At 60.0% G+C, this 23,671-nt stretch carries 23 protein-coding genes and 1 riboswitch; of the genes, 7 read left to right on the top strand and 16 right to left on the bottom strand.

Annotation, left to right across the window (positions count from 1 at the left end):
- Window positions 1-20 precede the first annotated feature (20 nt).
- The gene (locus BN1118_RS02340) at window positions 21-1,451 is read left to right on the top strand and encodes a gamma-aminobutyraldehyde dehydrogenase (RefSeq protein WP_043554398.1); all 1,431 of its coding nucleotides are present in this window, start codon (window positions 21-23) and stop codon (window positions 1,449-1,451) included.
- A gap of 113 nt (window positions 1,452-1,564) precedes the next feature.
- Here BN1118_RS02340 and cyoE read toward each other — a convergent pair whose 3' ends face one another.
- Genes cyoE through BN1118_RS02320 form a run of 4 tightly spaced genes read right to left on the bottom strand, consistent with a single transcriptional unit; the run spans window position 1,565 to window position 4,671 of the window.
- Window positions 1,565-2,470 (bottom strand): heme o synthase, encoded by a 906-nt coding sequence (gene cyoE, locus BN1118_RS02335; RefSeq protein WP_043137234.1) that lies wholly within the window; start codon window positions 2,468-2,470, stop codon window positions 1,565-1,567.
- Window positions 2,467-3,486 carry a COX15/CtaA family protein gene (locus tag BN1118_RS02330; protein WP_043137236.1) on the bottom strand — a complete coding sequence of 340 codons (1,020 nt, stop codon included), beginning with the start codon at window positions 3,484-3,486 and terminating at the stop codon, window positions 2,467-2,469. Before BN1118_RS02330 ends, cyoE begins: the two co-directional genes overlap by 4 nt.
- Complete coding sequence (locus BN1118_RS02325) at window positions 3,483-3,962, bottom strand: hypothetical protein (protein WP_240485611.1); 480 nt, start codon at window positions 3,960-3,962, stop codon at window positions 3,483-3,485. The genes BN1118_RS02330 and BN1118_RS02325 overlap by 4 nt, the downstream gene beginning before the upstream one ends.
- A complete protein-coding gene (locus tag BN1118_RS02320; RefSeq protein WP_043554397.1) occupies window positions 3,955-4,671 on the bottom strand; it encodes an SURF1 family protein in 717 nt (238 codons plus the stop codon). The genes BN1118_RS02325 and BN1118_RS02320 overlap by 8 nt, the downstream gene beginning before the upstream one ends.
- 27 nt (window positions 4,672-4,698) lie before the next feature.
- Between BN1118_RS02320 and BN1118_RS02315 the strand changes: the two genes are divergently transcribed.
- On the top strand, window positions 4,699-4,908 hold the full coding sequence (locus tag BN1118_RS02315; protein WP_043554396.1) for a DUF2909 family protein: 210 nt from the start codon (window positions 4,699-4,701) through the stop codon (window positions 4,906-4,908).
- A gap of 7 nt (window positions 4,909-4,915) precedes the next feature.
- On the opposite strand, the gene BN1118_RS02310 is transcribed toward BN1118_RS02315, so the two are convergent.
- The 4 genes from BN1118_RS02310 to coxB are packed head-to-tail and all read right to left on the bottom strand — an operon-like array spanning window position 4,916 to window position 9,105.
- Window positions 4,916-5,797, bottom strand: a complete 882-nt coding sequence (locus BN1118_RS02310) for a cytochrome c oxidase subunit 3 (RefSeq protein ID WP_043554395.1) — start codon at window positions 5,795-5,797, stop codon at window positions 4,916-4,918.
- Between the two features lie 2 nt (window positions 5,798-5,799).
- Entirely contained in the window at window positions 5,800-6,354 is a 555-nt protein-coding gene (locus BN1118_RS02305; RefSeq protein ID WP_043554393.1) for a cytochrome c oxidase assembly protein, read from the bottom strand.
- Between the two features lie 9 nt (window positions 6,355-6,363).
- Entirely contained in the window at window positions 6,364-7,950 is a 1,587-nt protein-coding gene (gene ctaD, locus BN1118_RS02300; RefSeq protein ID WP_052449146.1) for a cytochrome c oxidase subunit I, read from the bottom strand.
- A 9-nt stretch (window positions 7,951-7,959) separates the two neighbouring features.
- Window positions 7,960-9,105, bottom strand: a complete 1,146-nt coding sequence (gene coxB / locus BN1118_RS02295; protein ID WP_339373201.1) for a cytochrome c oxidase subunit II — start codon at window positions 9,103-9,105, stop codon at window positions 7,960-7,962.
- Window positions 9,106-9,480: 375 nt separating this feature from the next.
- Here coxB and BN1118_RS02290 point away from each other — a divergent pair, with 375 nt between their 5' ends.
- A complete protein-coding gene (locus BN1118_RS02290; RefSeq protein ID WP_043137242.1) occupies window positions 9,481-10,080 on the top strand; it encodes a Yip1 family protein in 600 nt (199 codons plus the stop codon).
- 202 nt (window positions 10,081-10,282) lie between these two features.
- On the opposite strand, the gene BN1118_RS02285 is transcribed toward BN1118_RS02290, so the two are convergent.
- The 5 genes from BN1118_RS02285 to treR all read right to left on the bottom strand — a co-directional run bounded on the left by BN1118_RS02285 (window position 10,283) and on the right by treR (window position 15,882).
- A complete protein-coding gene (locus BN1118_RS02285; protein ID WP_043554391.1) occupies window positions 10,283-10,615 on the bottom strand; it encodes a hypothetical protein in 333 nt (110 codons plus the stop codon).
- A 342-nt stretch (window positions 10,616-10,957) separates the two neighbouring features.
- Window positions 10,958-11,581, bottom strand: a complete 624-nt coding sequence (locus BN1118_RS02280; RefSeq protein ID WP_378040791.1) for a sugar O-acetyltransferase — start codon at window positions 11,579-11,581, stop codon at window positions 10,958-10,960.
- 3 nt (window positions 11,582-11,584) lie between these two features.
- Window positions 11,585-13,246, bottom strand: coding sequence for an alpha,alpha-phosphotrehalase (treC, locus tag BN1118_RS02275; RefSeq protein ID WP_043554389.1), 1,662 nt, complete (start codon window positions 13,244-13,246; stop codon window positions 11,585-11,587).
- Between the two features lie 66 nt (window positions 13,247-13,312).
- Window positions 13,313-14,743 carry a PTS trehalose transporter subunit IIBC gene (treB, locus tag BN1118_RS02270; protein WP_043554387.1) on the bottom strand — a complete coding sequence of 477 codons (1,431 nt, stop codon included), beginning with the start codon at window positions 14,741-14,743 and terminating at the stop codon, window positions 13,313-13,315.
- Between the two features lie 191 nt (window positions 14,744-14,934).
- Window positions 14,935-15,882: a trehalose operon repressor TreR gene (treR, locus tag BN1118_RS02265; RefSeq protein ID WP_043554544.1), complete on the bottom strand. Its 948-nt coding sequence runs from the start codon at window positions 15,880-15,882 to the stop codon at window positions 14,935-14,937.
- Window positions 15,883-16,093: 211 nt separating this feature from the next.
- On the opposite strand from treR, the gene BN1118_RS02260 reads away from it, so the two are divergent.
- From BN1118_RS02260 to ansB, 3 genes are all read left to right on the top strand, one after another.
- Window positions 16,094-17,044, top strand: coding sequence for an AEC family transporter (locus tag BN1118_RS02260; protein ID WP_043554386.1), 951 nt, complete (start codon window positions 16,094-16,096; stop codon window positions 17,042-17,044).
- 210 nt (window positions 17,045-17,254) lie between these two features.
- The gene (locus tag BN1118_RS02255) at window positions 17,255-17,449 is read left to right on the top strand and encodes a heavy-metal-associated domain-containing protein (protein ID WP_043137256.1); all 195 of its coding nucleotides are present in this window, start codon (window positions 17,255-17,257) and stop codon (window positions 17,447-17,449) included.
- 131 nt (window positions 17,450-17,580) lie between these two features.
- On the top strand, window positions 17,581-18,639 hold the full coding sequence (gene ansB, locus BN1118_RS02250) for an L-asparaginase 2 (RefSeq protein ID WP_043137257.1): 1,059 nt from the start codon (window positions 17,581-17,583) through the stop codon (window positions 18,637-18,639).
- A 95-nt stretch (window positions 18,640-18,734) separates the two neighbouring features.
- Here the strand turns inward: ansB and BN1118_RS02245 are convergent, their stop codons facing one another.
- Window positions 18,735-19,721 carry a sodium:calcium antiporter gene (locus BN1118_RS02245; protein WP_043554385.1) on the bottom strand — a complete coding sequence of 329 codons (987 nt, stop codon included), beginning with the start codon at window positions 19,719-19,721 and terminating at the stop codon, window positions 18,735-18,737.
- A gap of 88 nt (window positions 19,722-19,809) precedes the next feature.
- Window positions 19,810-19,917, bottom strand: a riboswitch (yybP-ykoY riboswitch).
- Between the two features lie 203 nt (window positions 19,918-20,120).
- Between BN1118_RS02245 and BN1118_RS02240 the strand changes: the two genes are divergently transcribed.
- Window positions 20,121-20,708: a superinfection exclusion B family protein gene (locus tag BN1118_RS02240; protein WP_042868087.1), complete on the top strand. Its 588-nt coding sequence runs from the start codon at window positions 20,121-20,123 to the stop codon at window positions 20,706-20,708.
- Window positions 20,709-20,921: 213 nt separating this feature from the next.
- Here BN1118_RS02240 and BN1118_RS02235 read toward each other — a convergent pair whose 3' ends face one another.
- Together BN1118_RS02235 and BN1118_RS02230 are read right to left on the bottom strand one after the other, a co-directional pair.
- A complete protein-coding gene (locus BN1118_RS02235; RefSeq protein WP_043554384.1) occupies window positions 20,922-21,380 on the bottom strand; it encodes a methylglyoxal synthase in 459 nt (152 codons plus the stop codon).
- Between the two features lie 88 nt (window positions 21,381-21,468).
- Entirely contained in the window at window positions 21,469-23,574 is a 2,106-nt protein-coding gene (locus BN1118_RS02230) for a DUF885 domain-containing protein (protein ID WP_043554383.1), read from the bottom strand.
- Window positions 23,575-23,671: the final 97 nt, after the last annotated feature.

Below are 23,671 nucleotides of genomic sequence, written 5' to 3'. Positions count from 1 at the left end.
GCCCGTGCAAGGATGCAACCATGAAACTCTCTACCCAACTCTTGATCGACGGCCAGTTCATCACCGGAGACGGCCCGGCCGAGCCCATCCTCAACCCGGCCACCGGCGAGTTGCTCGCCTCCGTGCCCGAAGCCTCGTTCGAGCAAGTGAACCGCGCGGTGAACGGCGCCCAGCGCGCCTTCGCCCAGTGGAGCCGCACCACCCCGGCCCAGCGCAGCAACCTGTTGTTGCGCCTGGCCGATGCCATAGAGCGCCATGCCGAGGAGTTCGCTGCGCTCGAATCCCTCAACTGCGGCAAGCCCTATCTGGCTGTGCTGAACGACGAGCTGCCGGCTGTGGTGGACTGCTTCCGCTTCTTCGCCGGCGCGGCCCGCTGCCTGCAGGGGCCGCTGGCGGGGGAGTATATCGAGGGGCACACCAGCATGATCCGCCGGGATCCCATAGGTGTGGTGGGCAGTATCGCCCCCTGGAACTATCCGTTGATGATGGCCGCCTGGAAGATGGCCCCCGTGCTGGCCGCCGGCAATACTGTGGTGCTCAAGCCCTCCGAGCAGACCCCGCTCACCGCCCTGCGCCTGGCGGAGCTCGCCAGCGAGCTCTTCCCGCGCGGCGTCATCAACATCGTCTGCGGCCGGGGCGAGAGCGTGGGGGCGCCGCTGGTGGAGCACCCGCTGGTGCGCATGGTGTCGCTGACCGGTGACATCGCCACCGGCCAGAAGATACTGCAGAGCGCCGCCCGTACCATGAAGCGCACCCACCTGGAGCTGGGGGGCAAGGCGCCCGTCATCATCTTCGACGATGCGGATCTGGAGGCCGTGGTGGCCGGCATTCGCACCTTCGGCTTCTACAACGCGGGGCAAGATTGCACCGCAGCCTGCCGCATCTACGCCCAGGGCAAGATCTACGACAAGTTCGTCGCCGCCATGACGGATGCGGTGGCTTCCATCAAGGTGGGCAGCCAGCGTGAGGAAGGGGTGGAGATGGGGCCGCTCATCTCGGACCGGCAACGCAACAGAGTAGCCAGCTTCGTGGAACGGGCCCAGAGCAGCGGCCACGTGGAGGTGACAGCGGGGGGCAAGATCCGCCCCGGCAACGGCTTCTTCTTCGAGCCGACCCTGATCGTTGGCGCCCGCCAAGAGGATGAGATAGTGCGGCGCGAGGTGTTCGGCCCAGTGGTGTCGGTAACTCGCTTCAACGACGCCGAGCAGGTGGTGCAGTGGGCCAACGACTCGGACTACGGTCTCGCCTCCTCGGTCTGGACCCGGGATCTGAGCCTCGCCAGCAAGGTAGCCAGCCACCTGCAATATGGTTGCACCTGGATCAACACCCACTTCATGCTCACCTCGGAGATGCCCCACGGCGGCATGAAGATGTCCGGCTACGGCAAGGATCTCTCCCTCTACGCACTGGAGGATTACACTGTGCCGCGCCACATCATGGTCAAGCTCTGAAAACGACAAGGCTGGCCCTGGGCCAGCCTTGTCACTTGAGCCGTTTCCCCCGCACTGCGCCCCTGAATTGTCCCCATCCCAAGCCCCTGAAACTCAAAGGCAGATGGCTTTCCCTAGGACAGCCGCCACAGCCAATGGTGATCCAGGATCAGCAGACCAAACAGCAGCATCAGGTGGTAGATGGAGAAACGGAAAGTCCGCATCGCCTGACCGGGCCGCTCCGAGTACTTCAGCAACCAGCCATGCCAGCAGAACAAGAGGTTCAACATCAGGCTGCCTATCAGGTAGAGCAGGCCCGACATGCCGATCAGATAGGGTAGCAGGCAGATCAGGGTCAGCATCAGCAGATAGAGCAGGATCGCCGTCTTGGTAAACGCTATGCCATGGGTGACCGGCAGCATGGGTATATTGGCGCCGGCATACTCATCTCGTCTATGGATTGCCAGCGCCCAGAAATGCGGCGGCGTCCAGGCGAAGATGATCATCACCAGCAGCCAGGGCTCGGCCGAGAGCTGCCCCGTGATGCTGGTCCAGCCAAGCAGCGGCGGCATGGCTCCCGCCAGCCCGCCGATGACGATGTTCTGTGGTGTGGCCCGCTTCAGCAGCAGGGTGTAGACGACCGCATAGCCAAACAGGCTGGCCAGGGTCAGCCAGGCTGTCAGAGGATTCACGCCCCAATAGAGCAAGGCAAAGCCCAGCAGGGCCAGCCAGAGCGCAAACGCCATCGCCGGTTTGGTGCCGATCCGCCCAGTGGCGACCGGTCGCCAGCGCGTTCTGCGCATCTGTGCATCAATGCCACGGTCCAGGATATGGTTCATGGCCGCCGCCGCTGCGGCTAACAACCCTATCCCCACCAGCCCGGAGACCATGTTGTCCAGCGAGGCCACCGTCGGCTCGGCCAGCAACATGCCGACCCAGGCAGTCAGCAGGAGCAGTGCCACCACCTTGGGCTTGGTCAGCTGGTAATAGTCCCGCAGCAACCGGATGTCTATGATGCGGGCCAATGACTTGCTGTTCATGTCTGACTCCTGATCGCCCCGGGCGACAGCAAGGGGGAAAGATGGGGGCGAGAGAGCCGCCCACGGGCCAGCACACAACACACCAGCAGGTGTGCCGCCACCAGGTTGTGCGCGAGAGCATTGGCCAGTGGCAGGGCCAGATGGACGTTCGCCAACCCCAAGGCAATCTGCATGAGCAACAAGGCCAGCAACAATACCCCCAGGGGGCGCAATAGGTGCCCCTGGCGGATCAGCCCGAGCGCGAAGGCTCCAACCAGCAAGACAGTGCCCAGGGCTCCGAGGCGGTGAGCTATGTGGATCGTCTGACGCGCCTCCTTGCCCAGCACGCCAAACTCATAGCTGCCATGACCCAGGGGCAGATGAAAAGCCTCTCCCCACACCAGCTGGTTTTGCCAGCCATCCTGGCAGACCGGCAGTTCGACGCAAGCCATGGCGGCATAATTGGCCGAGGTCCAGCCACCCAAGGCAATCTGCACCAGCAGCACGGCGCACGCCAGATTGCCCAGCCAGGGCAAGCCCTGACCACTGATGACAGGGCTTGCCCTGGCGGGGTCGGTCGTCACGTTGACCCGATACAACCACAGCAGGGTCAGGATGGCGAATCCACCCAGCAGATGGGCCATCACGACCAGAGGATGCAGGGCCAGCGTCACAGTCCACATGCCCAGCATGGCCTGACCCAGCACCAAGATGAGCAGCGCGCTGGCGATGCGGCGTAGGCGTTGTTTGCAACGCCAGCTCAGCATGAACAGGCTCCCGATGATGCAACCCAATGCTCCGGCGAAATAGCGATGCACCATCTCACTGCGCGCCTTGTGGGGCTCCAGCGGGCTCTCCGGGTAAAGCAGGGCGGCTCGATCGATATGCGCAGATTGAGGGACGGCCAGAGAGCCGTAACAACCCGGCCAGTCGGGACACGCGAGTCCGGCATCGGTCAGCCGGGTATAGGCGCCGAGCAGTATGACCAGCGTCGCCAGGGCGATGGCGATCGACGCCAGCATCTTCTGACTCTTCATTCAGGGCCTCGCTGATATTTGAGCAACTGCTGCACATCCGACAGCACTGCCTTGCCAAACAGCGGCCACTGCGCCGTGTTGGCAGGCACCTCGTAACGCAGTATGGCCAACCCCTGTGAGTCCACCAGCATGATGTCCCCCGTTTTGATCTCTGCGCCTGCCTCGGGCGCTGGCTCATCAACCAGTTGCACCAGCGCCAGCTTGTCCAGGTTGCGGCCCAATGCGCTCCGGATCCGCTGCATCAGCACCGGCACCTGCTGACATACAGCCTCACACTGCCTGGCCTCCAGATAAACCAGCCGCCATTTGGTCTGGCTCGACGGGAGTGGTTGCAGCAGGTAGACATCTTTGCTCAGCCATTGTCCCTTGTTGCGAGTGCCGGGTTCATACCAGCCCTGTCGCAACGTCAGTGCGGCCAGCACCACAGGCAACAGGATCACCAACGCAAATGCGACAGGCACCTTCCACTTATCCATCGGACCTCCTGCTCAACACCCAACCGCCACACAGCGCTACCAGCGCCAGTCCCAACCACTGCACCGCATAGGCCCTGTGCTTCTCTGGCGGCATCACATGCTGTTGATAGTGGTAGATAAAAGGAGACGTCTGCTGGTAAAAAACGGCATCGACGAGGGACAAGCCACTGATGCGGTTCAGGCTATCCACCCTGATGGCTTGCAGCCGGTTCGGATAGGGACCCGCTTCTATGTTCTGTCCCAGCAAGACGCCGCCGGGCTTGATCCGCAGCAGGCCGTTAAGCTCGAACCTTGCCGGAATGACGGGGAGTGGCAACTGCTGGCGCTGCGCAGGGGCAGGAAGCCAGCCCAGATTCACCAGCAATGGAGGGGAGTGGCTGTCGGCGCGTACCGGGATGAGCACATCATATCCGGCCTCGTGCTCGACCAGCTGATTGTCCAGCAGCCAGATATAGGGGGCCACCCACTCCACCTTTCCCCGCAATGGTGCACCGTCCAGACGCTCAGCCTGCCGCCAGTCGATCTCGGTCAGCGTCAATGGCACCGCCTGCTGCAGGGTGACCACATGGGCCAGCCACGCCTCCTTTTCGGCCGCGCGCTGCCATTGCCAGAGTGCCAGCTTGCACAAACCGGCAGACACACCCAGAGTGAATATCAGCAGGATCCAGCGCCTGTGATGGAATGGTCGCTGTTTATGCCACGTCGCCATGTCGCGCATCTTTTGGAGGGCCCTAACATGTTGATCAAGATAGTGCTGGTGCTCATGTTGCTGCTCATCATAGGGCAGCTGTTCCATGCTCTCTGGCTGATGTTGAGCACGGGTCAGGCAGCTCGGAAGATGTCGGTTCCACTGGGTCGCCGCGTCCTGTTCTCTCTGCTGGTGGTCGCCATCTTGCTGCTCTCTCTGGCAATGGGCTGGATTGAGCCCAATCCACGCCCCTACTAGACGAATATCAGAGCAGATATACAAAGACAAAGAGGCATAGCCAGACGACGTCAACGAAATGCCAGTACCAGGCGGCGGCCTGAAAGGCGAAGTGCCGCTCGGCGGTAAAATGATCCTTCAGCACGATGCGCAGCCAGATGATCAGGAGGAATACAGTCCCCAGGGTGACATGCAAGCCATGGAAGCCGGTCAATATAAAGAAGGTATTGCCATATATTCCGGAGTCCAGCCGCAAACCCAGCTCTCGGTATGCATGCATGTATTCGTAGCCTTGCAGCCACAAGAAGGTCAGGCCAAGCAACACTGTGCTCAGCAGCATCCATTTGAGCCGTTCTCTTTTACCCTGCTCCAACCCTGTATGAGCAAACAGCAGCGTCACGGAGGAGCTCAGCAACACCAGGGTATTGACGAGCGGGATCCCATGCCAGGGCATAGCCTGGGTTTGGGTGCCCCCCGGGGTCTTGAGCATGGGCCAGTGCGCGGAAAAGTCCGGCCACAACAGCTGCGCCGTCATTGCCTTGTTTCCTGCACCATCCAGCCATGGCATGGCGAGTTGTCTGGCATAAAACAGCACACCAAAAAATGCCAGGAAGAACATCACTTCGGAAAAAATGAACCAGACCATCCCTTGCCTGAAGGAGCGATCCATCTGGGGGCTGTACAACCCCGTCATGGACTCATGGATAATATGGCGGAACCAGCCAAACAACATGAACACCAGCAATATGACGCCCGCCATCATCAGATAGCGGCCAATGCCTGATTGTTTGTGTGCTATTTCATTCACCAGATGGCCCGCACCGAAGGCCAGGAGAAACAGTGCCAGGGCGCCGATAATGGGCCAATGACTCTGCTCAGGGACGTAATAGTGCGAGTTCACCTTGGCCATGATTATTTCCTCTGCGCCAACGCATCGGCTGGCTTGGACTGCGTAATGTCATAGAGCGAATAAGAGAGCGTGATGGTGTTGATGTCGGAGGGCAGGGCGGGATCGACATAGAACTTGAGTGGCATCAGCTTGCTTTCCCCTGCCCGCAATTCCTGACGATGGAAGCAAAAACATTCCACCTTCTTTAAATAGGCGGCGGCGGGTCCGGGGGAGACTGATGGGACAGCCTGGCCAATCATGGTGCGATCCGTCGGATTGAATACCCGGTAATTGACCAGTTTCATTTCGCCAGGCCGTATCGATAGCCGATCTGTCTCCTGAGTAAACTGCCATGGCATCTGGGTGTCCGCATGAGCAAGAAACTCCATCTGTATGGTACGTTTGCTGTCGATCACGGCGCGATCCGCGCTGGCCGGCTGCTCGGCGGTCTTGCCGTTGAGGCCGGTGATCCGGCAAAGAACGTCATACAGCGGCACCAACGCAAATGCAAAACCAAACATGACGGCGATGACCAGGATCAGCTTTTTCAGCAAAGGCCCATGATTGATTTGTGTCATATGCGCCTCCTACTTGATATCTGGTGGTGACTGGAAACTGTGATAAGGGGGCGGAGAGGGCAAGGTCCATTCCAACCCCTCCGCACCTTCCCACACCTGTGCCGTTGCCTTATCGCCGCCACGGATGCATTTGATGACACCCCAGACGAACAACAGCTGTGACAACCCGAAAGCAAAACCACCAACGCTGATCAGCGCATTAAAGTCTGCGAATTGCAGTGCATAGTCGGGTATCCGGCGAGGCATGCCCGCCAGGCCGACGAAATGCATCGGAAAGAACAGCACATTGACCGAAATAAGTGAGCACCAGAAATGCCGTTGTCCAAGTCGCTCGTCATACATATGGCCGGTCCATTTTGGCAGCCAGTAATAGGCCGCAGCGATAATGGAAAATACCGCCCCAGTAACCAATACGTAATGAAAATGGGCCACGACAAAATAGGTATCGTGATATTGGAAATCGGCCGGAATAATGGCCAGCATCAACCCCGAGAAACCGCCTATGGTAAACAGGGTAATAAAGGCGATGGCAAACAGCATGGGGGTCTCGAACGTCAAAGAACCTCGCCACATGGTCGCCACCCAGTTAAATACCTTCACACCGGTCGGCACCGCGATCAACATGGTGGCGTACATGAAGAAGAGCTCGGCGGCCACGGGCAGCCCCGTCGTAAACATGTGATGAGCCCAGACCAGAAAAGACAATATCGCTATGCTGCTGGTGGCATAAACCATGGAGCGATAGCCAAAGAGTTTCTTGCGAGAGAAAGTGGGAATGATGCTGGATACTATGCCAAAGGCGGGCAGTATCATGATGTACACCTCAGGGTGACCAAAGAACCAGAATATATGCTGGAACATCACAGGATCGCCCCCTCCTGCGGCATCGAAGAAGCTGGTACCAAAATACTTGTCCGTCAATACCATGGTGACGGCCGCTGCCAATACCGGCATCACAGCAATCAACAGAAAGGCCGTGATCAACCAGGTCCATACAAATAACGGCATCTTCATCCAGGTCATTCCTGGTGCCCGTAAATTGAAGATGGTGACGATGACATTGATGGCCCCCATGATGGATGAGATGCCCATGATATGGATTGCAAAGACAAACAACGCCGTACTGTTGCCGCTGTATTTGGTCGACAAGGGGGCATAGAAGGTCCAACCCGAGCTCGGGCCACCACCATCCATGAACAGGCTCGACAACAGGATCAGAAAGGCAAATGGCAGGATCCAGAAACTCCAGTTGTTCATCCTGGGCAGGGCCATGTCAGGGGCCCCAATCATCATGGGGATCAACCAGTTGGCCAGGCCGGTGAACGCCGGCATCACGGCGCCAAAGACCATGACCAGACCATGCACTGTGGTCATCTGGTTGAAGAACAGGGGCTCGACCAGCTGTAACCCGGGCTGAAACAGTTCGGCCCGGATCACCATGGCCATGGTGCCACCGGTAAAAAACATGGTCAGGGCGAAGAGCAGATAGAGGGTGCCAATATCTTTATGGTTAGTGGTATATAACCAGCGCCTCAGTCCTGCTGCCGGTCCATGGGAGTGGCCTGCGTGCAGGGTCTCGATGATGCCATCGCTCATGCCGACTCCTTATTTGTCATTTTTCAGAATGGACTGCACATCCGCAGCCTGAATGACATCGCCCGTGTTGTTGCCCCAGGCATTGCGCTCATAAGTCACCACGGCGGCAAGTTCCTGAACCGTGAGCTGCTTGCCGAATGCCTGCATGGCGGTCCCGCTCTTGCCATGCAGGACCAGGTTCAGGTGCTGGGCACGATTTTCCGCCAAGGTAGTGATCTTGCTGCCCTTCAACGCGGGGAAGATCCCGGGTAATCCGGTTCCTCCTGGCTGATGGCAGGCCGAGCAATGACCCAAAAAGATTTTCTCTCCCAACGCCATGGCCTGCGGCAGGGTCATGATCGTACTGGCCTGCTCCTGCTGCTGAGCCTTGGCAGCGGCCTGGGCTTCCGCCGTTCTGGCAATCCAGCCCTCAAACTCCTCGGCGGTTTTGGCGACCACCACTATGGGCATGAAGCCATGATCCTTGCCGCATAGCTCGGCACACTGCCCCCGATAGGTGCCGGGTCTGTCTATCCTGGTCCAGGATTCATTGATGTAGCCGGGATTGGCATCTTTCTTTACCGCGAAGGCGGGCACCCACCAGGAGTGAATGACATCATCCGATGTCATCAAGAAGCGAATTTTCTTGCCCACAGGCAGCACCAACGGCTGATCGACCTCCAGTAAATAGGTGTCACTCTTGGGCTGATCGCCGGAAATCTGCTTCTTGCTGGTCGCCAGCAAGGAGTAAAACGCCACCGGATGCTCCAGGTATTTGTAGTGCCATTTCCATTGAGATCCCGTGATGAGCACTGTCAGATCGGCTTTGGAAGTATCTTCCATCTTCAATAGCGTCGATGTGGCCGGCGTGGCCATCGCCACCAGGATCAGCACAGGAATGGCAGTCCACAACAATTCAATCCGGGTGCTCTCATGAAACTGGGCGGCTTGGGCGCCACGTGATTTTCGATGATGGATAATGGACCAGAGCATGGCGCCAAAGACGAGCAGACCGATCAGGCAGCAGATATAGAAGATGGTCATATGCAGGTCATAGACCTGCTGGCTGATAGCCGTCGCCCCCCGCGTCATGTTGAATGTTATCTCGCTGGCAAAAACGCTCTTGCCAGCAAGGCACACCATCCACACGCCATGCCTGATCGCATTTTTTCCCACTTTGCACTCCCTGTGCACGCTGGAAAGGACCGCAAGCCTCGCCAAGTAAATCATCTAACCATATGAAAATAATGAATTTATTAAAATCACTCTCACAAACAAGTATTAGTCCATATTTTGAAAAAGCCACCATGATGTCGATGATCCTGGACTCATCAGAGCAGTTTGTATCAATTCATGGCTCACAGGATGGCAATAAACATCAACAGCAGGGATTGGAGGTGGGAACCTTGACGTAGGGGGGCTGGGACAGCTTTATTTAAAACTGTCAGTGGCGGCTGCATATGAATGGCTCACCCGGTGATGCCAACCTGATACAGAGGAGAAAAACGGGATACGACGCTCCACAAACTCAAGTAGAGAAGGAATAACGCTATGATATTAAATCACTTATGGGGATTGTATGCCCATCCTCACACCGAATGGCATACCATAGACGAAGGTCACGACAGCTTCAGAAACAGTCTGACCCATATTCTTGTCGTGGCCCTTATCCCCTCGGTCTGTGCCTACTACTCCGCCGTTCACATCGGCTGGAGTATCGGTGTGGGTGATCCCATTACCCTGACCGCAGAGAGTGCATTCATGCTATCGGTAGCCATGTATATCGCGCTCATCGCTGGCGTGTTTGCACTGGCCTATCTAGCACACTGGATGGGGCACACCTTTGGCTCTGATCCCAGCTATACGACGGCGCTCGAACTGGCGGCCTATACCTCTACCCCCCTGTTTATGGTTGGCTTCTCGGCCTTTTTCCCGCACCTCTGGTTTGTCATGATCATTGGCCTGATAGGGCTGAGTTATTCCATCTACCTGCTCTACGTCGGCGTGCCAATACTGATGCACATCCCCAAGGAACAAGGGTTCATCTATGCCAGCTCTGTGGTAACGGTCGGATTGGTGCTGCTGGTCTGCGTGCTGGCAACCACGGCCATTCTGTGGGGTTCAGGTTTTGGCCCCGTCTTTACGCAATAGCACCCTGGCCACAGCAGCATCCGCTCTATGGTCAGCCATCACCAGAAATGACAAGGGCGCCTTTATGGCGCCTTTGTTATTGGGCTGAATTGCATCACTCGCTCGGCATTGACTGCGACAAAAGTACGAGCAACCTCAAACAACCCAGACATTGCCTCACTCCAATGACCTTGCTGATCAGCCACCGGGTGGATAACGACAATTAGCGCTGTTTACCGCTGCCGATACCAAACGGGATGCGGTAGTCGCTGCTCTGCTCACCCAGGCTGACGGTCAGGTTGCCCTGAGCACGGCTTGGAATGCGAACCTGCTGGGTACCCGCCAGATTGGCGTGGACTGAGGCCACGACATCGCCAGACTCGTCACGCACTTCCAGCATGGGGTTGGCCTTGCCATCCACGGCGGCGGTCGTATGCCAGTTTACAAACAGCACGCCCGGCGCGGCATTGAAGTCAGCGGGGACGGAAGCCTGAGCAAAACCGGCGGTCATCAGGCCTGCAACGGCCAGCATCTTGATTACGTTTTTCATGTTCATTCACTCTCTTGGTTTTTATGTCATTGCCAAGGCCGTGTCGGCCTGAATCAATGCATCCGTGCAAGAGGTTATTCAAATAGTATGTTGTTCTTTCACCGACATCCGACACCCTGTTTGATGGTGTCACAGCCTGGAACGACCTGTTATTTGGCCGCTTGGCGTTCCTGCCTAAGCGTTGAGTGAATATTAAACACCTCTGCCGACCTTTGTTAGCGAGATAAACTGGCCTAGATGTTCAAAAAATCTGAAGTGGATGTACATCCCGAGTTCAGCGAACGACGGCCAAGAAAAAGGGCAGGAGAGCCTGCCCTTGGTGTCGGAAAGTACGCGCTGGCAGAAGCACTAGCAGCCCGTCAGCTCCTCTGCAGTCATGGGCCGCAGCACCTTGCAGGGGTTGCCGACGGCAACCACGTTGGCCGGAATATCCCTGGTGACCACAGCGCCCGCACCGATGACGCTGTTGTCCCCTATGGTGACGCCCGGGCAGATGACGGAGCTGCCACCGATCCAGACGTTGTTACCGATGCGCACCGGCTTGCCGAACTCGACTCCGGCCACCCGCGGCACTACCGCCACCGGGTGGGCAGCGGTGTAGATCTGCACCCCGGGCGCCAGCAGCACATTGTCGCCGATGTGCACCTCGCACACATCGAGGATGGTGCAGCCCACGTTGGCGTAGAAGTTCTCCCCCACGAAGATGTTGGCACCATAGTCGCAAAAGAACGGCGAGTTGATGGCGCACGCTTTGCCACGGCCGCCCAGCAGTTCATGGAGCAGGGCATCCCGCGCCGGTTTCTCCTGCCAGCTGGTATTGAAGGTGTGATAGAGCCGGCGGCAGCGCTCGCGCGCCGCTTTCAGCTCAGGGTCACCTGCATCATAGGGCTGACCCGCCACCATCTTCTGCCACTCGGGGCCAGGTACGGCTTGCCGAACCTCTGTTGCCGCCATGGGCGTTGCCTGTGTCATCGTCTATTCCACCAGCCAGATCAGGGATTCATAAGGGCGCAGCATACAGGACTGCGGCCGGGCCGGGCTATCGGGGTAGTTGCCCAGCAGCAGGCGCCCCTTGCCGGTGGCCAGCTCCTCCGGCAGGGCGAAGGTGGCCGGCTCGCCGTAGAAGTTGCTCACCACCAGCAGGGTTTGGCCGTTGGCACTGCGGGTATAGGCCCAGATCCGCTGATGACCCGCCAGCAGCTCCCGATAATCTCCCTGCGTGAAGATGGGGTAGCTCTTGCGAAGGGCAATCAAATCACGGTAGTGCCAGAACACCGAGTTCTGGTCGGCCAGCGCGGACTCGGCATTGATCTCGGGGTAGTTGGTGGCAGGCTTGAGCCAGGGCGTCCCGCTGGTGAAACCAGCGTTGGGGGCGGCGCTCCACTGCATGGGCGTGCGGGAGTTGTCGCGGGACTTGGCGCCGAGAATGGCGAGGATCTCGGCCTCCGCCATGCCTTCAGCCTGCTTGATGGCGAAGATGTTGCGGCTCTCCACATCCTGATAGTCGTCGATGCACTGATAGCCGGGGTTGGTCATGCCGATCTCCTCCCCCTGATAGATGTAGGGAGTGCCCTGCAACCCGTGCAGCGTACTGGCCAGCATCTTGGCGGCGACCACGCGATGTTCGCCCTCGTCGCCGAAGCGGGAGACGATGCGCGGCTGATCGTGGTTGCACCAGAACAGCGCCGACCAGCCCTTGCCGTGCATGCCGCTCTGCCAGTGGTTGAAGATGCGCTTGAGCTCTAGGAAATCGAACGGCGCCTTGGTCCACTTGTCGCCGTTGGGGTAATCCACCTTCAGATGGTGGAAGTTGAACACCATGGAGAGCTCGGAACCATCCAGCGCGCCGTAGCGCTGGCAATGTTCCAGACTGGTCGATGACATCTCCCCCACAGTCATGGCACCCACGGGGGCAAAGACATCGCGACTAACGTCTTGCAGGAATTCATGGATACGCGGCCCGTCGGTGTAGAAGCGGCGGCCATCGCCAATCTCGTCGTTCGGGAAGGCCTGATCCTTGGAGATGAGGTTGATGACGTCGAGGCGGAAACCGTCCACCCCCTTCTGCGCCCAGAAGTGAATGATGTTTTTGACCTCGGCACGCACCGCCGGGTTTTCCCAGTTGAGATCCGCCTGCTCGCGGGCAAACAGGTGCAGATAGTACTGGCCGGTGGCGGGATCCAGCTCCCAGGCGCTGCCACCGAATTTGGACTGCCAGTTGTTGGGCACGCTGCCATCAACCGGATCGCGCCAGATGTAGTAGTCGCGGTAGGGGCTGTTTTTATCCCCCAGCGCCGACTTGAACCAGGCGTGCTCGGTGGAGGTGTGATTCACCACTATATCCATCACGATGCGGATGTCGCGCGCGTGGGCGGCAGCCAGCAACGCTTCGAAATCGGCCATGGTGCCGTAGGCGGGATCGATGGCCAGGTAGTCGGCGATGTCGTAGCCGTTGTCTACCTGCGGGGAGACGTAAACCGGAGTCAGCCAGAGGGCATCGACCCCCAGGGTCTTGAGATAGTCGAGGCGGGCCATGATCCCCTTGAGATCGCCGGTGCCACGGGCAGCGGAATCCTGAAAGCTCTTGGGATAGATCTGGTAAATCACGGCGCTCTGCCACCAGGGTGTTTGGCTCATGGGTCTTTCTCTTGTTTCGAATATGAAATGGAGAGGGCGACCCGCGAGTCGCCCTGATGCGTTGAGTCAGGTGCTGGCCTGGGCCAGCTTGCCCGCCGCTTGCTGGCGCTTGTAGACCAGCAGAGTCAGCACCACCGGCACCACTATGGCCACCAGCATGGCGACTGAGTAGACGGCCCAATACTGGGGCTGGATGGAGAGGATGCCCGGCAAGCCACCCACCCCTATGCCGTTGGCCATCACACCGGCGAAGCCACAGATGAGCGCCGCCAGGCTGGAACCCACCATGGCGCACAGCATGGGGAACTTGTATTTGAGGTTGATGCCGTACATGGCCGGTTCGGTCACGCCCAGGTAGGCGGAGATGGCGGCAGGCACGGAAATCTCCCGCTCGTTCTCCTTGCGGCTAATCAGAATGATGCCGACGACCGCAGAAGCCTGGGCGATGTTGGAGAGTGCGATCAGCGGCCAGATCGGGGTGCCGCCCATGCTCTGCATCAACTGCAGATCCACAGCGTTGGTGGTGTGGTGGATACCCGTGATGACCAGGGGCGCATAGAAGAAGCCGAACAGGGCAGCGCCTATGGGAGCGAAGGAACCGGTCATGGCCGCCTTGGCGGCGAAGCCGACGCCTTCACCAATCCAGCGACCGAACGGGCCGATAAAGGCGTGGGCCACTATCACCGCCAACAGCAGCGAGACGAAGGGCACAATCACCAGATAGAGATAGGCCGGAATGATGCGCTTGAGGTTGGTCTCCACCCAGGCCAGGAATACCCCCGCCAGCAGGGCCGGAATGACCTGCGCCTGATAACCCACCTTCTGGATCACGAACAGGCCGAAATCCCACACCTCGGGGGTCTGCTGACCGATGCCGTAGGCGTTCATCAGTTGCGGGGAGACCAGGGTGATACCGAGCACGATGCCCAGGATCTCGGAGCCGCCCATCTTCTTGACCGCAGACCAGCAAACGCCCACCGGCAGGAAGTGGAAGATCGCCTCGCCCAGCAGCCAGAGGAAGGCATGCACCTGCGCCCAGAACTGGCTGATCTCGGTGAGAGAATGAGTGCCATCGTCGAACATCTTGATGTCGCCGATGACATTGCGAAAGCCCAGGATCAGACCGCCGGTGATGATGGCGGGCAGCAGCGGCACGAAGATCTCCGCCAGATGGGAGATGCCCCGCTCCAGCGGGTTCATGTTCTGGCGCGCCGCCTGCTTGGCGGCCTCCTTGCTGCCGCCGCTGACGCCGATCTCTTCGGTCAGCGCCTTGTACCACTGCTCCACCTCGTTGCCGATGACCACCTGGAACTGACCACCCTGGGTGAAGCTCCCCTTCACCGCAGGTATGGTTTCGATGGCCTTGCTGTCGGCCTTGGCCGGATCGTTGAGGACGAAGCGCAGCCGGGTCAGGCAGTGGCTGACGGTGGCGATGTTCTCCTTGCCACCGATCTTGTCGATGAGCGTGGCCAGGTGTTGTGCGTTGATCTTGGACATGAGTCTTCCCTCTGTGACTCCATTGATATTGGTCTGCATCGCCCTTTTGAACCAGTCTGCTGGTCTGAGCGTTTTTGGTATCGTTCCCATTTAGCATGCAGCCAATTTGAACGGATCGAAATGGGAACGTTCCCATTTCGTGGTCAACATCACAAAAAGCGCGTTTTTTGTGCAGGGCTAAGTGATGGGGCTCACAGTGTGTGGCTGGGGGCTATGGTCGCCAGCGGGCGGTGATCCTGCTCGATCTGGCCGAGCAGCTGGCGGGCCGCCTGCTCCCCCGCCCCCTTGTAGCCAAGATCCAGGCTGAGGGCGTTGGGAAAGAGGAAACTGAGCATGGGGTTGTTGCCAAGGCCTGTTACCAGCACCTCGCTACGCCCTTGTTCCTGAAGGTATTTTGCAGCACCTATGGCGAGGGTGTCACTGGCGCAGACCAGCGCCTGGGTGGCGGGGGTGAGCAACTCGGCCGCCAGCCGGTAGCCGCTCTGCAGGCTGAGATCGCCGAGGGCACTGCGCGCCGTCAATCCCTGTTCGGCGCAGTAGCCGAGATAGGCATCAAGCCGGCGCTGACCCGTGGTGAGATCCGAGGTATCCACCCCCAGATAGGCAATGTCGCCTACTCCGCGGGTCGCCAGCTCGGCCAGCATGGTGCGCACAGCCCCGGCATCGTCGAAGCAGACAGAGGAGAAGCCGGGATGGTCCCGGGCCACCAGCACCAGCTTCTCTTTCAGCGGCACCATGGCGTCGTAGTCCAGATCGTTGAAGGCAAACAGGATGATGCCATCCACCCCGCGCCGCTCCAGCACCGCCAGATGCTCCTGCACCTTGGCGGGGGAGAACTTGCTCTCCATCAGCACAGCGTCATAGCCACGCTGATAGAGGGTCTCCAGCATGCCCCGCACCGCCTGATTCTCGGAACTGGAGTCGAGCCGGGAGACTATGATCCCCACCACCTGCTGGCTCTGGCTGCGCATGGCCCGCGCCGACTTGCTCGGCACGAAGCCGTGCTCGGCGATGACCTGCTCCACCCGCTCGCGGGTCGCCTGTTTCACCTTGGGATCCTGATTGAGCACCCGGGAGACGGTCGACTTGCCGACGCCCGAGAGGCGGGCGATATCGAGGATGGTCAGTTTCTTGTCCATGAATTGGCTCACAGGAGGCTCGGCGGTGGAATTGCCCACATTGTTGTGATTAAGCCCTGTGAATACAAGCCCATGGCGTTAGAATGCCTTTTTTGCCCCGGCGAACGTCGTGCCGCTCGCCATCGCACAGGACGCGCATCATGGGTCTGTTGGTCAGTCTGCTTCTATCCCTCTCCGTCACGGGCCCCGTCTATCGCACAGGACATCCATTATGAGTCTGCTGGCCAGTCTGCACTTCTCCCTCTCCATCACGGGCCCCATCTGCGTGGTGCTGCTGCTCGGCATCTGGCTCAAGCAACTGGGCCTGCTGCCCGACAGCTTCGTCGAAGCCGCCTCCCGCCTGGTGTTTCAGGTCACACTGCCGGCCCTCTTGTTCCTCAGCATGGTGCGCACCGATTTTTCCACCATGCCGAGCCCCTGGCTCATCGTCTACGGCCTGCTGGGCACCTTGGCCGGCTTCCTGGTACTCGAGCTGCTGGCGGCCCGCTTCATCCCGGAGCGGCATCAGCGCGGCATCTTCGTGCAGGGCAGCTTTCGCGGCAACATGGGGATCATGGGGCTGGCCTACGTGCAAAACGCCTATGGCGCCGAGGGGATAGGTGCTGCCGCCCTGCTGGTGGGCTCGGTGACCGTGCTCTACAACATACTCGCCGTGATCACCCTGACCCGCAGTCTGGGAGGCAGCAAGGGGATCAAGCCGATCCTCAAGGGGATCGCCAAAAACCCGCTGATCATCGCCATCCTGTCCGCCCTGCCGTTCGGCCTGCTCGGTATCGAGCTGCCCCAGCTGGTGATCACAACGGGCAACTATTTCGCCAACATGACGCTGCCGCTGGCCCTGCTCTGCACCGGCGCCAGCCTCAACCTCAAGGCCCTGCGCGGCGGAGCCATGCTGACCGGCTGGGCCACCGCCAACCGGCTGTTCTTTATCCCTGTGCTGCTGGTAACGGGGGCCTGGGCGCTCGGCTTCAGCCCGCAGGCCCTCGGCATACTGTTTCTCATCAGCTCCACCCCCACGGCCGCCGCCAGCTATGTGATGACCCGCGCCATGGGCGGCGACAGCGTGCTGGCCGCCAACATCATAGCCACCACCACGCTGGGCTCATTGATCAGTACCAGCCTGGGTGCCGCCCTGATGAACTACCTGGGGTTGATGGGCTAGTGGGGAGCGTGCTGGCCGTCCACACTCTCATAGCCACCACCACGCTGGGTTCTCTGGTCAGCACCAGTCTGGGCGCCGCCCTGATGAACTACCTCGGGTTGATGGGATAGCCAGCAGAAAACCTGCCGCCTCTCATCCCCTCATCACCCCCTTGACCTTGCCGCGGGCGGCAGCTTTAGGCTGACAACACATCAACAGAGGAGATATCCCATGACCATCGAACTCACTGTGTCCGGCATGTCCTGTGGTGGCTGCGCCGCCAGCCTGCAAAAAGCCCTGCTGGCCCAGAGTGCAGTAACCCAGGCCCAGGTGGATTTTGCCAGCAGCAAGGCCGTCATCGAGAGCGAACTGAGCAAGGCGGAGCTGATCGCCCTGATTGAAGCCAAGGGCTTCTCGGCAAGTTAAATTATCTCTATAGAGGTATAAAACAGGTTAAGGTTCTGTATCCAGCTGTTTTTTGGTGAGAGTCATCACAGACCCCCTCAACAGAAAGCGCAAACTTGCTGCAATTTTTATCACTCAGAAGGATTTGCAGCATGACTCTCCCTATCCGCAAGACACTGCTCGCCGCCGTCGTTGGCCTGACCCTCTCCCCCCTGGCCATGGCCCTGCCGCAGGTTCATATCCTGGCGACAGGTGGCACCATAGCCGGTGCGGGACAGTCCGCCACCCAATCCAACTATGAAGCAGGCAAGGTGGCTATCGAGACCCTGATCGCCGCCGTACCCGAGATGAAGAACGTGGCCGACGTGCAGGGGGAGCAGGTGGTCAAGATCGGCTCCCAGGACATGAACGACGAGGTGTGGCTCAAGCTGGCCAAGCGGGTCAACGAGCTGCTGGCCAAGGATGACGTGGACGGCATCGTCATCACCCACGGCACCGACACCATGGAAGAGACCGCCTACTTCCTCAACCTGACCGTCAAGAGCGACAAGCCCGTGGTGCTGGTCGGCGCCATGCGCCCCTCCACCGCCATGAGTGCCGATGGCCCGCTCAACCTCTACAACGCCGTGGTTACCGCCTCCGACCCCAGCTCCAAGGGCCGTGGCGTCATGGTCGCCATGAACGATACCGTGCTGGATGCCCGCGACGTCACCAAGACCAACACCACAGGGGTGCAGACCTTTGCCGCCCCGAACTTCGGCCCGCTGGGTTACATCCACAACGGCAAGATCGACTACCAGCGCAGCCCGGCCCGCCTGCACACCAGCAAGACGCCGTTCGACGTGAGCAAGCTCGACAAGCTGCCGCAAGTGGGCATCGTCTACAACTATGCCAACGCCACCGATCTGCCGGCCAAGGCCATGGTGGATGCCAAGTTTGACGGCATCGTCAGCGCCGGGGTGGGTAACGGCAACCTCTACCACACACTGTTCGACACCCTGGCCAAGGCAAGCAAGGACGGCATCCGGGTGGTGCGCTCCGCCCGCGTGCCGACCGGCGCCACCACCCTGGATGCCGAGATCGACGACGCCAAGTACGGCTTCGTGGCCGCCGGCACCCTGAACCCGCAGAAGGCGCGCATCCTGCTGATGCTCTCCCTGACCCAGAGCAAGGATCCGGCCCAGATCCAGCGCTGGTTCCAGCAGTTCTGATCCCGGGGTTCAACCCGCTAACCTAAATCCATGAAAAAAGGGCAGGATCGGATCCTGCCCTTGCTCATGGCGTCATCTTCACATAGCGCGCGCCGTCAGCTCACCATCAGCCAGCCGCAGAAACCCAGGTACACCAGCCCCACGCAGGCCAGCCTGCCCGCCGTCATCCGCCCACGGCTGAAGCCCCACCACAGCAGTACCACCGCCAGCAGGGTCACCAGCGAGGAGACCATCATGGTGCTGTCGAGCAACCAGGGGGTGAACAGCAGGCAGAATGCCTTGGGTATGGTGCCCTGGATCATCATGGCACCGGAGATGTTGGCCAGCGCCAGCCGGTTCTTGCCCTGACGCACCCAGATCAGCACGTTCATCAGCTCCGGCATCTCTGTCGCCACCGGGCTCAGCAGCAGGGCCGCCAGCACGGGAGAGAGGCCGAACAGCTCGCCCATGCTCTCCAGCTGATGAACGAACAGCTGCGCCGCCAGCGCGACCACCACCAATGCCACCAGAGTCTGCAGCAGCACCTTGCCGAGCGCCGGGATCTCGGCCTTGGGATCCAGCTTGAGGGGCTCTGGCAACTCGACCTCGTGGCTGTCAGTCTGTTTCAGCTCGCGCCGCACATAGACCAGATAAACCAGCACGAACAGCGGGGCCAGCCAGGTTTTGCCGGTAAAGGCCACCATGCCGAGGGCCACCGCCACCAGGAAGATACCGACAAACCAGGCCTGATCCCGGCCTATCTCGCGCTGCACCTCGCCATCTATGACCCTGTGCTCACGGCTCATGCACAGCAGCAGGGTCACGCCGACGGCGGCATAGCCTATGGTGGAGAGCACCAGCGGGCCACCGAGGGCGGCGCCTATCCCAATCTGTTGCTGGGCGGGGGCATCCCCCATCAGCAGCGCGGTCAGGGTAACTATGCATTCGGGCAGGGCAGTGCCGAGGGCCGCCAGCAGGGAGCCGGTGGCACTCTGGGAGAACTTGAAGTGATGGCCGGTCCATTCGATACCGTTGACGAAATATTCGCAGGCCAGATAGATGGTGACGGCAGAGAGCAGAAATAACAGCAGGGTGATCAACATAATAGGCAACCGCCAGGCGAGCAGAACAACCGATGGACCCGATACGGCTCGCCCGGCTGGCTTGCATATCGAGGCCAAAGGTCTTGCAGAGCGATAGATGCTATCGCCGCTCATGCCATGGATCGACAGATCCAAGAATGTTGACATGAGCCCTGCCCGGATCACGGGCGGGTTGCTACTCCCCAATGACAGTGCGGGCTTTTTACCAAGTTGACCGCCGCCTCACAAGGCAAATTAATGATCATCCACTCAATAAGTTGTAAGAGAATGTAACGCCCCCTCGGTCAACGCCCCCGGTTTCTCCGTCCGGATCCCCACTCTTTCCCCCGGCATCCACGGCTTGGCACAACGATTGCTATGAGTTGTCTACTGTCCACAATAGTTTGGGAAGGATGAACGATGAAACGGTGGATCCAACATTTCTATCAACTGAACCGCCTCAACTGGCTCATGGTCTGGTTGCTACTCTGCTGCAGCATCATATTGCTGTTTCCGGCCGGCCTGATGAAGGGAGCCGTCAGCCAGTGGGCCACGACCCACGCCGCCTGGCTCGGGGTCGGCATGCTGATCGCCATCTCCTACTTCTGCAGCCAGGGCTTCCTGATCGCCTGGGAGTGGGCCTGTGACGAATGGCAATCCCGCCGCCAGCAGGATCAGCTGGCCCAGATGATCGCCTTCCTCGATTTCAACGAGAAGGCGGTGCTGCGCGAGTTCGTGCTGCAACGCAAAAGCGTCATAAACTTGCCGATCACCGAGCCTGCCGTCAAAAACCTGATGGACGCCGGCGTACTTACCTACGCCTACGGCAAGCCGGTGCGGGAGAAAGAGGACGAGAACCAGATCCGGGCGCTGATGATAGCGCTGCCCGCGCGGCCGCTGCTCACCTACAAGGTGCTGGGCCTCTCCCGTGGCAAGATGAGCGACGAGCAGGTGGAGCAGATCATGAGCGCCAGACCCAAGTTCGCCCAGAAGGGCTTCCAGCGCTAACTTGCTACCATCCTTCAAATAAAAAAGCCGGACTGTGTCCGGCTCTTTGCTATCTGGCTGTTTTTATTCGGTTCTGTCCTTGAGACAACCGGTACAGACTGGCGGATCTGCCGTTATTCGGTTCTGGCCTTCAAATAGCCGGCGCAGATTGGCGGATCTGCCGTTATTCGGTTCTGGCTTTCAAATAACCGGCGCAGATTGGCGGATCTGCCCTTATTCGGTTCTGGCCTTCAAATAACCAGCATAATCCGGGATCTGCACGCTGAACGCCTGCTGCATGTGAGGGCTGTCCATGATGAAGTCCGCGGTGGCCTCGTTGGTGGCAACCGGTATGTTCCACACGGCCGCCAGGCGCAGCAGCGCCTTCACGTCCGGATCGTGGGGCACCGCATTGAGGGGATCCCAGAAGAAGATCAGCACGTCTATCTTGCCTTCGGCAATCAGGGCACCGAGCTGCTGGTCGCCCCCCATGGGGCCGGAGAAGAGGCAGGTGATGGGCAGTTGCGCCTTCTTGCCGAGCATGGTGCCTGTGGTGCCGGTCGCGTAGAGATGGTGGAGCTTGAGCTCCTCCTTGCGGCGCATCACCCAGTTCAGCAGAGGGGTCTTCATGTTGTCGTGAGCCACCAGCGCCACCCGCTTGTGGGGCGCCATCTCACGTGCAATCAGTTCCATGGAATTCATCCGTAGCATTGTGATGGGAAGAGAGCCGTATCCTAATCGAAAGCGGCGCCCGCTGCCTTGCCGGGCGCCGTAACTGTGATCACTTCGACTGTTCAATCCACTGCTGGTTCTTCTGCTCCAGCACCGAGATGGGCAACATGCCGTATTCCAGCACATGGTGGTGGAACGCCTTGAGGTCAAAGCGGCCGCCAAGGGCCTGCTCGGCGGATTCGCGCATCCGGATCAGCACCAGCTGGCCCGCCTTGTAGGAGGTTGCCTGACCGGTATAGGCCATGTAGCGCGGCACCTCGGAGCTGATGTCCCCCGCCCCCAGTGCCGAGTTCTCCTTCATGTAGCCGACGGCCCTGTCGTGGCTCCAGCCGTACCAGTGAATGCCGGTATCCACCACCAGCCGCATGGCCCTGAGCATCTCCTCGTTGAGGCGGCCAAAGTACTGCAGCTGGTTGTTGAAGGCGGACGAGCCCTCGACCTTCACATCCCCCACGGCGGGATCATAGAGGCCGCGCCCCTGATAGAGCCCCATGTCGTGATCCGCCAGGTATTCGGTGTAGAGCGCCCAGCCCTCCGCATAGGCGGTATAGGAAGCATTCGCCACGTACTGCGGGAAGTCGGGATCCTTGGCCGCCAGCTCCTGGGCTATGGTGATCTGGAAGTGGTGGCCCGGCGCCGCCTCATGGGCCAGCAGGGTGCTGATGTTCCAGCTCTGCAGGCCATAGGGATAGTAGGTGTTGAGGACGAACTGCCCTTTACGGCCGGTCTGCGGGTTGCCGTCCTGATACCAGGCGACCCCGCCATAAGGCGCCTCGTCATAGGAGACGGGCACCACCTCGTAATCCAGCTTGGGAATGGTGCGCTCGGCATCGAAGAAGTCCGGCAACACCAGCGCCGCCTTGCTCTTGAAGCCGTTGTACTCCCGCAACGCCCGCTCATGCTCGGCCAGCGCCTGCTGCTGCGGCTCGCTCAGGGCCGCGCCGGCCGCATTGCCCGGGTTGAGATTGGCGGACCAGACAGCCAGCGGATTCTGGTAGAAGAAGGCCGGCTCGTTCAGATAGCGGAAGAAGTCATAGATCTGGCCGCTCTGCTTGCTCTGTGCCACCTCATCGCTGTCGCACTTGCCGACGGTATGGCACACCTTGACCATGGCACCGAATATCCGCTCCACCTCGCTCAGCCCCAGCTCATGCACCTGCTCCGGCGTCATATTGGTGGTGGTGTGCTTCTTAAGCAGCCAGCGATACCAGTCGCGACCATTGGTCATGCCGCAGAAGCCGTCGTCACACTCGCCACTGCCAAGGCGCACCGCATAGGCGCCGCCATGCTGGTAATCCAGATAGTCCCGCAGTGCCAAATAGCGGCCGTTGATGCTGTCCAGCACCCCCTTGTACTCGCTGCGCAGCGCCTCGTCGGCCTCTCCCGGCAACTGCTGCCAGCCGAGGTAGGCACCGGCGATCGCCTCGCCATCCAGCTTGCTGTTGAGCTGGGCCAGCAGCCGGTCCACCAGCTCGTCCGGCAAGGTGTTGCCCTGGGCGCTGCCCAGCTCGAACTGGTGCTTCACCTCGGCCAGGTAGCCGTCATAGGCCTTGAGCCAGACAAGGTGTTCCTGATACCAGGCCAGCGGGGCCGTCGTTGCCCTGGCCTGAGTGGCCAGCGCCGGGGCCTTGACCGGGCGGTCGAGATCCCGCCGCCAAGCGGCATCCCCAGGCGCGACCCGCTCGGCCGAGCTCTGCTCGAAGTAATCGAAGCCGCTGCTGACGGTGCAGGCGGCCTTGCCACTGGCGGGAGCCATCCCCACGTCATCGGCCAGATCCACCACCCGGTTGCGGAAGTGGTGGATCGGGATCTGGGACTGGGGCAGCTCGTAGCCCGCCAGATTGATCTGCAGATCCCAGCGGATCATGTCGTAGAACAACCGGTCCCGCTCGCTCAGCACGCTCGGGTCCAGCGCATCCAGCCGGCTGAGCAGCGCACTGTCGAGCGACTTGCGTTTGGCAATGCTGGACGCATCGATGGCAAAACCGTAAGGGTCCAGCGCCTGACTCTCGCGCAGGGCCTCGTCCATGGTTTGCATCAGGGAGGCTTTGGTCGCGGCGGGATCCGCCGGCGCGTTGGAGCTGTTGTCGTTGCAGGCAGCGAGGGAGAGCGCGATGGCGCAGGCAAGCGCCAGCTTGTTGGGCAAGAAGTGCATGGTGTAGTCCTTTAACCTGTTGTTATTGTGTGCCCCCGATAAGGGGCTCCAATAGTGCATCTCTCCCGCCCGCATTTTTGCGACCTGATTAACAAAA

Origin of the sequence: Aeromonas bestiarum, from assembly GCF_000819745.1 — a bacterium.
Lineage (GTDB): Bacteria > Pseudomonadota > Gammaproteobacteria > Enterobacterales > Aeromonadaceae > Aeromonas > Aeromonas bestiarum.
The sequence above is the reverse complement of the archived record's forward strand: the minus strand, read 5'-3'. Positions and strand labels throughout refer to the sequence as shown.